This is a genomic window from Terriglobia bacterium, assembly GCA_020072785.1.
Classification (GTDB): domain Bacteria; phylum Acidobacteriota; class Terriglobia; order Acidiferrales; family UBA7541; genus Acidiferrum.
On the sequence record JAIQGG010000002.1, the window covers coordinates 1,588,887 to 1,596,696 of the forward strand.

The 7,810-nt window shown below is 66.4% G+C and carries 7 protein-coding genes; 6 read left to right on the forward strand and 1 reads right to left on the reverse strand.

Features of this window, described 5'->3' with window-relative positions:
* Positions 1-355 precede the first annotated feature (355 nt).
* The 6 genes from aroC (at position 356) to LAN61_10255 (ending at position 7,533) form a co-directional block, all read left to right on the forward strand.
* A complete protein-coding gene (gene aroC / locus LAN61_10230; GenBank protein MBZ5540884.1) occupies positions 356-1,525 on the forward strand; it encodes a chorismate synthase in 1,170 nt (389 codons plus the stop codon).
* Positions 1,500-2,063 carry a peptide deformylase gene (gene def / locus LAN61_10235; GenBank protein MBZ5540885.1) on the forward strand — a complete coding sequence of 188 codons (564 nt, stop codon included), beginning with the start codon at positions 1,500-1,502 and terminating at the stop codon, positions 2,061-2,063. The genes aroC and def overlap by 26 nt, the downstream gene beginning before the upstream one ends.
* Positions 2,064-2,089: 26 nt before the next feature.
* Positions 2,090-3,028 carry a methionyl-tRNA formyltransferase gene (gene fmt / locus LAN61_10240; protein ID MBZ5540886.1) on the forward strand — a complete coding sequence of 313 codons (939 nt, stop codon included), beginning with the start codon at positions 2,090-2,092 and terminating at the stop codon, positions 3,026-3,028.
* Positions 3,029-3,149: 121 nt separating this feature from the next.
* Complete coding sequence (locus LAN61_10245) at positions 3,150-4,946, forward strand: peptidase U62 (GenBank protein MBZ5540887.1); 1,797 nt, start codon at positions 3,150-3,152, stop codon at positions 4,944-4,946.
* Positions 4,943-6,652 (forward strand): peptidase U62, encoded by a 1,710-nt coding sequence (locus LAN61_10250; protein MBZ5540888.1) that lies wholly within the window; start codon positions 4,943-4,945, stop codon positions 6,650-6,652. Before LAN61_10245 ends, LAN61_10250 begins: the two co-directional genes overlap by 4 nt.
* A complete protein-coding gene (locus LAN61_10255) occupies positions 6,649-7,533 on the forward strand; it encodes a PASTA domain-containing protein (protein MBZ5540889.1) in 885 nt (294 codons plus the stop codon). The genes LAN61_10250 and LAN61_10255 overlap by 4 nt, the downstream gene beginning before the upstream one ends.
* Here the strand turns inward: LAN61_10255 and LAN61_10260 are convergent.
* Positions 7,530-7,810 (reverse strand): hypothetical protein (locus LAN61_10260; GenBank protein MBZ5540890.1); only part of this gene is annotated, 281 nt, incomplete at its 5' end. The two genes, LAN61_10255 and LAN61_10260, sit on opposite strands and share 4 nt — an antisense overlap.

A 7,810-nucleotide genomic window follows, 5' to 3' on the forward strand; every position in this document is an offset into this window, starting at 1 on the left:
GCGCCTCGGCTTCCTTCGCATCACGGCTGGTCGCTTGGAGTGGAGTATCCGCCACGATAGTTCGCCGGCCAGAATCTCTGGCACGTCTGGCCCTGAAGCCTATCTTCCGTGCGCAGCGGCGTCAAGCGCCCGCCGCAAGAACGGTGCGGCGGACGGCCTGCGCTCCGGCGTAGCGCGCTGGACGCTGCACGCCACCCCGGCTACACTAGAAGGTATCTCACAAATGCTCAAATCGAAGTGAGCATCCGCGCTTCGCCCCGGATGAGGGCGTTCGACAGGTGGTCAGCGATTTGTGAGACAGGCGCCAGTTCTTTTTTAGCCGCGAAGCAGCGGCTTGCCGAGGTTACGACTCTTCATGCTGCGTTTCTATACCGCCGGTGAATCGCACGGCCAGGCGCTGCTAGCCTGGATCTCCGGGCTGCCCGCTTCCCTGCCCGTGGATGTGGCCTTCGTGAACCACGAATTGCACCGCCGGCAGCTGGGCTTCGGGCGCGGCGGGCGCCAGAAGATCGAGAAGGACCGCGCGGAGATTTTTGCGGGGGTGCACCACGGGCGCACCATCGGGGCGCCCATCGCGCTGCGCATCGAAAACCGCGACTGGGCCAACTGGGAAAAAGCGCTGCCCGTGGAAGGGCCGGGAGATCCGGCGGCGGAACGCCGGCTTACCGCGCCGCGCCCCGGCCACGCGGACCTTGCCGGCGGGTTGAAATTCGACCTGCACGATGCGCGCTACATCCTGGAGCGCGCGTCGGCTCGGGAAACCGCGGCGCGGGTGGCCGCGGGAGCGCTGGCCAAGCTGCTGCTGCGGGAATTCGGGATCGAGCTGGCCAGCCACGTCGTCGCCGTGGGGCATGTGCGGCTGGAGCGTCCGGCCACGTGGGAAGAAGTGAAAGCCGTTTGCGGGGATCTGGATTCCCCGCTGCGCTGCGTGGACGGAGAAACGCAGGAGCGCATGAAGGCGGAAGTGGACCAGTCGCTGCGCAAGGGCGACACGGTGGGCGGGGTCTTCGAAGTGATCGCGCACAACGTGGTGCCCGGCCTGGGGAGCCACGCGCAGTGGGATGAAAAACTCGACGGGCTGCTGGCGCAGGCGATGATGTCGCTGCAATCGGTGAAGGGCGTGGAGATCGGCGCGGGAATCACCGCGGCCGGGAGCTACGGCTCGGAGGTGCAGGATGAGATCGGCTACGACGCAGGGGCGCGGCGCTTCCGCCGGCCGAGCAATCGCGCCGGGGGACTGGAAGGCGGGATCAGCAACGGCGAGGACGTGGTGGTGCGCGGGTACATCAAGCCGATCTCCACGCTGCGGCGCCCGCTGGAGACGGCCGATCTGGTGACCAAGGAGCCCGTGAAAGCCGCCTACGAGCGCTCCGACATCTGCGTGGTGCCGGCGGCGGGAGTGGCCGGGGAAGCCATGGTCGCTCTTGTGCTGGCGGGCGCTTTTCTGCAAAAATTTGGAGGAGATTCGCTGGCGGAGACGCGGCGTAATTTTGAGGGCTATGGCCGACAACTCGACAACTACTGAACGCACCGCAGGCGGGGAAAAGCCGCGCACGATCTATGCGATCGTGAAATACGGCGACCCGATTCTGGAAACGCCGACGGCGCCGGTGACCAGCTTCGACGCCCAGTTCGCGGAACTGTGCGAGGACATGTTCGCTACGATGTATGCGGCGCAGGGCGTAGGTCTGGCCGCTCCCCAGATCGGGCGGAGCCTGCGCGTGGCCGTGGTGGACGTGACCAGCGGGAAGAATCCGGAAGCGCGCATCGTGCTGGCCAACCCGGAGATCATTCATGGGGAGGGCGAGAAGCGCGAGGAAGAAGGATGCCTTTCCATTCCCGGCTTCCGGGGCTACGTGATGCGGCCGCAATTCGTCACCGTGCGCGCGCAGAACACCAAGGGCGAATCGTTCGAGCTGCGCGGGGAGGACCTGCTGGCGCGGGCCTTCTGCCATGAGATCGATCACTTGCACGGCATCCTGTTTCTGAAGCACCTCAGCATGCTCAAGCGCGACCTGATCAAGCGCAAAATCAAGAAGCTCCGCAAACAAGGCGAGTGGTGAGCTCCGGGCGGCTCGGAGGAGGCGCCATGCGCATCGTCTTCTGCGGCACGCCGGACTTCGCCGTTCCCACCCTGCAGCATCTTCTAGCCAGCAAAGAGTTCCAAATCGCAGCGGTGCTCTCGCAGCCGGACCGCCCGCGGGGGCGCGGGCAGGAGATCTCCGCGCCGGCGGTCAAGCAGGCTGCGCTGGCCGCGGGGATTCCAGTGCACCAGCCGGCGAAAATCCGCAGCGAGGATGCGCTGGCTCTGCTCAAGCGGCTTGCGCCCGACGCCGTGGTGATCATCGCCTACGGGCAGATCATTCCCGCGGCGCTGCTGGCGATCCCGCGTCTGGGCTGGATCAATCTGCACGCGTCGCTGTTGCCGAAATACCGCGGCGCAGCGCCCATCAACTGGGCCATCGTGAACGGCGAGACGCGCACGGGGCTGACCACCATGCGCATCGACGCAGGCATGGATACCGGGGAGATCCTGCTGCAGCAGACGCTGGAGATCGGAGCGGAAGAAACCGCTCCGGAACTGGCGGCGCGCATGGCCCAGGCCGGCGCACCGCTCATGGCCGAGACACTGCGCGGTCTGCGCGACGCCCGGATCACGCCGCGCGCGCAGGACCACGCCGCAGCCAGCGTCGCGCCCCTTCTCAAACGCAGCGACGGGCGCATCCCATGGGAGTTGACCGCCGGGCAGATTTACAATCGAATCCGCGGGCTGGCTCCGTGGCCGGGGGCGTTCAGCACGTTTCGCGGGCAGCGCTGCCACATCTGGGGCCAACCCGTGGACGGGACAACGCTGGCGCATCCCGGACGCATCTTGCATAGCGGAAGCGAAGTGGAGGTAGCCTGCGGCTCCGGGACACTTCTGCGGCTGGATGGCGTCAAATTAGAGGGACGCAAGCGTGTCTCCGCGCAGGAGTTCGCCAACGGTGCGCGACTCGGCGAGGGTGAGGGCTTTGAGGCGGATGCCTGAGGCCGCTGGAGGTCGTGCGCGGCGGAGAAGGAACAGCGCCGGCGCACGGAAATTGCACGCAACACGGCACTGGGGCATACTCGCATTTCTGTGCCATTTCGGTAAATCTGGAGCGACGCGAATGATTTTTCATCGGAACGGCATGACACCCGCAGGCCGCGGGCGACTGAAGGCTGCGGGCCGCTTGTTTCTCTGCGGCGTGCTGACGCTCCAGCTTTGCGGCGCACCGCTGGGCCGCGCGGCCAACGATTCTCGCGCACAGTTGCCTCCCCCCGATGCCCTCCTGCAGACCATGAAGGGCGAACTGACGCGCGCCACCAAGGAACTGGGCAAGAACGATCCCGCGCCGTACTTCCTGAGCTATACGGTGTACGACCAGAACCTGGTCGTACTCGTGGGAGCCTTCGGCAGCTTGCTGACCAATGCCGCCGTGCAGCGGCGGCAGGCCGATGTGTCCATGCGCGTGGGTTCGCCCGCGCTGGACAATACGCACGGGCAAAGCCGCCCCTCGGGGATGACTTCCGGAACCCTGCCTCTGGGCGACAACCCCGACGCCATCGCGCGCGTCCTGTGGGAGCTCACCGACCGGGAATACAAGCGCGCCGCGCCCGCGTTCCTCAACGTCAAAACCAACATTGCAGTGCGCGCCGAGGAAGAGGACAAATCGCCGGACTTTTCGAAAGACATCCCGCAGTACCGCACCGGTGTCGAGGGGGTGGCGCCGGGATTCGACCACGCCGCCTGGGAAGGTGAAGTGCGGCGGCTGTCCGCGGCGTTCCGCAAATACCCCGAGGTGTACTCGGCGGTGGTGGTGCTGCAGGTACAAGGCTCGACGTCGCGGCTGGTATCGAGCGAAGGCAGCATGATCGTTTCGCCGAGCGCTTCGGCACGGCTGATCATCCAGGCGCAGACGCGCGCCGACGACGGCATGGAACTGCTGCGGGTGGAAACGTTTCAGGCGCCGACCCCGGCGGAGCTTCCGGCCGAGGGCGAACTGCTCGGGAAGATCGAGCGCGTGGCGGTGGACCTGCAGGCGCTGCGCAAGGCGCCTGTCGCCGAGCCCTTCGCCGGGCCGGCCATGCTCTCCGGGCGCGCGGCCGCGGTCTTCTTCCATGAAGTGCTGGGGCACCGGCTGGAAGGCCACCGCCAGCGCGACGAGGACGAAGGCCAGACCTTCACCAAGAAGGTGGGACAGGAAATCCTGCCGAAGTTTCTCAGCGTCATCGACGACCCGACGACGCGGCAACTCAACGGGGTGAAGCTGGCCGGCAGCTACGATTTCGACGACGAAGGGGTAGCGGCGCAGCGGGTCGAGGTCATCCAGAACGGGGTGCTGAAAAATTTTCTGATGTCGCGCATGCCCATCACGGGCTTCGAAAAATCGAATGGGCACGGGCGCAACCAGCCCGGGCTCATGCCCACCGGACGGCAAGGCAATCTGCTGGTCACGTCCACGCAGACGTTGCCGGACTCCGAGCTGCGCAAGCGCTTCTTGGAGGAAGTGAAGAAACAGGGAAAGCCCTACGGCCTGTACTTTGACGACGTACAGGGGGGCTTCACGCTGACCTCGCGCGCTCTGCCGCAGGCTTTCCAGGTTCTCCCGGTGATGGTCTATCGCGTGTATGCGGACGGGCGGCCGGACGAACTGGTGCGCGGCGTGGACATCGTGGGCACGCCGCTGGCAGCGCTGACGCGCATCCTGGTCACCGGCGACAAGCCGCAGGTGTTCAACGGGGTTTGCGGGGCGGAGTCCGGCAACGTGCCGGTGTCCGCGGCCGCTCCCGCCATGCTTTTCTCGGAGATGGAAGTGCAGAAGCGCGCGCATTCGCACACGCGGCCGCCCATCTTGCCTCCCCCCGGGTTTGAGACGCCCGCCGCGGGCCACGACGCAACGCCGAAGCCGGAGGTAAAGCCGTGAAGATCACGCAACGCACTCTGGCTCTTATGACGTTCGCTCTCCTGCTGGCCGCGGCGGCGCCGCTGCGCGCCGCGAACACCCCGGCCGCGGGCACGCCGGACGCCGCCGCAGAAGCACGAGTCGCGGCCGCCGCCGATCCCCTGCTGGAAGCGCTGCTGACGGAACTGGAGCGCTCCAAAGCGCACTTGAAGATGGAGCAGGTGCAGGCCCCCTATTACATCGAATACCGCGTCCACGACGTGCACGACTTTTACGTGGAGGCGGCCTTCGGAGCAGAGCGCGAGGAACAGAACATGCGCGGGCGGGTCCTGCGGGTGGTGGTACGGATCGGGGATTACAAGCAGGACAGCTTCTTCGGCCAGGGTGTCGGAGAGACGACATTTCTGCCTCTGGACAACGACCCGATCGCGCTGCGCCACCAGATCTGGCTGGCCACCGACGAAGCCTACAAGGCCGCCGGGGAATCGCTCACCGAGAAGCAGGCGTACATGAAGCAGTTCGCTACGGACGCCAATCCAGTGGACGACTTTGCGCGGGCGACGCCGGTGACGGCGCTCGGCCCCCTGGCGGCGCTGGCGGCGGATGCTCCCACCTGGCGCAAGACCCTGGAGGACGCCACCAACCTCTACCGCCAATATCCCGCCGTGCAGTCGCTCTCCGGCTCGGCGCGCTTCGCAGCCATCAACGAGTATTTCGTGAATTCTGAAGGGACGGTCACGCGCTCCGGCCGCAGCACCTACACCGTGACCATCGGCGGTTCCACGCAGGCTGCCGACGGCATGCGCCTCTCGCGCAGTCCCTACTGGACCGTGGGCCGCCCGGAAGAGCTGCCGACGCGCGAGGCGCTTCTCGCGGATACGAAGAAAACCCTGGAGACTCTGGTGGCCCTGCGCGAAGCGCCCATCGCCGAAGAGGAATACCACGGTCCGGTCCTGTTCGCCGCGGACGCCGCCGATGACATGTTCGCGGGGCTCGTGGGTGGCAATATTCTCGGGCGCAAACCGCAGCCCGGCAGCCCCAAGCGCACTACCGGCGCGTTCGACACCAGCTACAAGGGGCGCGTGCTGCCGGCCTTTCTCACCGTTGTGGACGATCCCACAGTGCAGCAATTCCAGGGCCAGAGCCTCGTGGGCAGCTACGCAGTGGACAGCGAGGGGGTGCGAGCGCAGGCGGTCACCGCGGTGGACAAGGGAATCCTGGTCAGCTATCTGCTCGGGCGCATGCCCATTCGCGACTTCCCCGCTTCCAACGGGCACGGGCGCACCGGGCCCGGCGGCATCCCCCAGCCGAGCATCGGCAATCTGTTCATCCGCACGTCGCAGCCGCAGGGCGCCACAGCGCTGCGGGAGCAGGTGATAGAGATGGTGCGGGCAGAGGGCAAGCCCTACGGCTATCGTGTGGAGACGCTGGGGCCCGGGAACTCGCCGCGGCTGCTCTACCGCATCTACGAAAAGGACGGGCACGAAGAACTCGTGCGCGGCGCCGTCTTCAGCGAACTGGACATCCGCACGCTGCGCAACAACCTGGTCGCCGCGGGCGATGATCCGCTGGTGAGCAACCGCGCCAGCGGGCTGCCCGCGGCGATCATCAGCCCGTCCGTGCTCTTCGACGAGTTGGAAGTGAAGCGTGCCGATACCAGCAAAGACAAACTCCCGGATTATCCGCCGCCGCCCTTTGCGTCCGCCGCGGCCAGCAGCAAAAAATGAGCAGCGCCGACGATCCTCGAGTGCCGCCCGACGAGCCGCCCGGTTCGGAGCTGGAAACTTCGCCCGAGCCGGACTCCGAGGAGTTGCCGAAGCCGTGGTTCGCAGCGGCCCCCGCAGCGCCTCCCGATTCCGGGGCCGATTCCGGGGCCGAACCCGAGGGCATGACCCTGCGGCAGCGCCTGGAATGGCTGACCCGCGTGGCCCTGCTCGTTTTTATCCTGGCATCCGCGGCATTCCTCAGCGCCATCACCGCCATGCGCATCGCCATCCACGGGCGTGAAGTGGCCATGCCCAATCTGGTCGGGAAAAACGTGGCCGAGGCCGACCATCTCCTGCGTTCGAGCGGACTGCTTCTCCGCGTCGCCGATCGCATTTACAGCGATCTGCCGATCAACGTCGTCGTGCGCCAGACACCGCCTCCGGGCATGCAAATGAAGGTTTCCCAGCAGGCCCACGTGATCCTCAGCCTGGGCCAGCGCCAGCTCTCCATCCCGGCTCTGGAAGGCAAATCGCTCCGCGCCTCACGCATCGAGCTGCTGCGCGGCGGTTTGCAGATCGGAGAAGTCTCCAGCATTTCGCTGCCAGAGGCCACCGGGGACACCGTGCTTATCCAAGATCCACGGCCGGGGAACGGAGCAGCCACGCCGCGGGTGAATGTGCTGGTCGCGCAGCCTTCGGGGGAGTCCGCATACGTCATGCCCACGCTTACCGGACTGAGCGAAGCGGAAGCCGCCCGGCTCCTCAGCCAGGCGCCCCTGCACTACCAAGCCAACTACGTGGCCGCCCCGCAGTGGCCGCACGGCGCGGTCATCGAGCAGACCCCCTCCGCCGGGGCGCGCATCACGGTCTCCGCCACGGTCGAGCTGACCGTGGCCAATTAGAAGTCCGCTCCTACCTGCAAAGATCGAAGAGAGATTCCTCGATTCGTCCGGAATGCCGGTGTTCTGTCTGCCGCCGTGCTATTCAGGAATAGCTCTGATTGCGCGAAGCCCCGCTTCCCTTCCAATTTGCAAATCGTCTGCGCTTCGCGCATGATTACACTTTTGTTTGGCGTTTTCTTAGGCCATTTGTGCGCCGGGGCGGCGGGTGCCGGCCGGCGCGGCCCATTCTGAGGATCGAGGAGTTTCATGGACAAGCCAGCGAAGATCGCCGCGCCGA

Bases quoted from the DNA above. Each gene is read 5' to 3' on its own strand.
- LAN61_10255 (MBZ5540889.1), top strand. From the start codon at position 6,649: ATGAGCAGCGCCGACGATCCTCGAGTGCCGCCCGACGAGCCGCCCGGT.
- fmt (MBZ5540886.1), top strand. From the start codon at position 2,090: ATGCGCATCGTCTTCTGCGGCACGCCGGACTTCGCCGTTCCCACCCTG.
- def (MBZ5540885.1), top strand. From the start codon at position 1,500: ATGGCCGACAACTCGACAACTACTGAACGCACCGCAGGCGGGGAAAAG.
- aroC (MBZ5540884.1), top strand. From the start codon at position 356: ATGCTGCGTTTCTATACCGCCGGTGAATCGCACGGCCAGGCGCTGCTA.
- LAN61_10245 (MBZ5540887.1), top strand. From the start codon at position 3,150: ATGATTTTTCATCGGAACGGCATGACACCCGCAGGCCGCGGGCGACTG.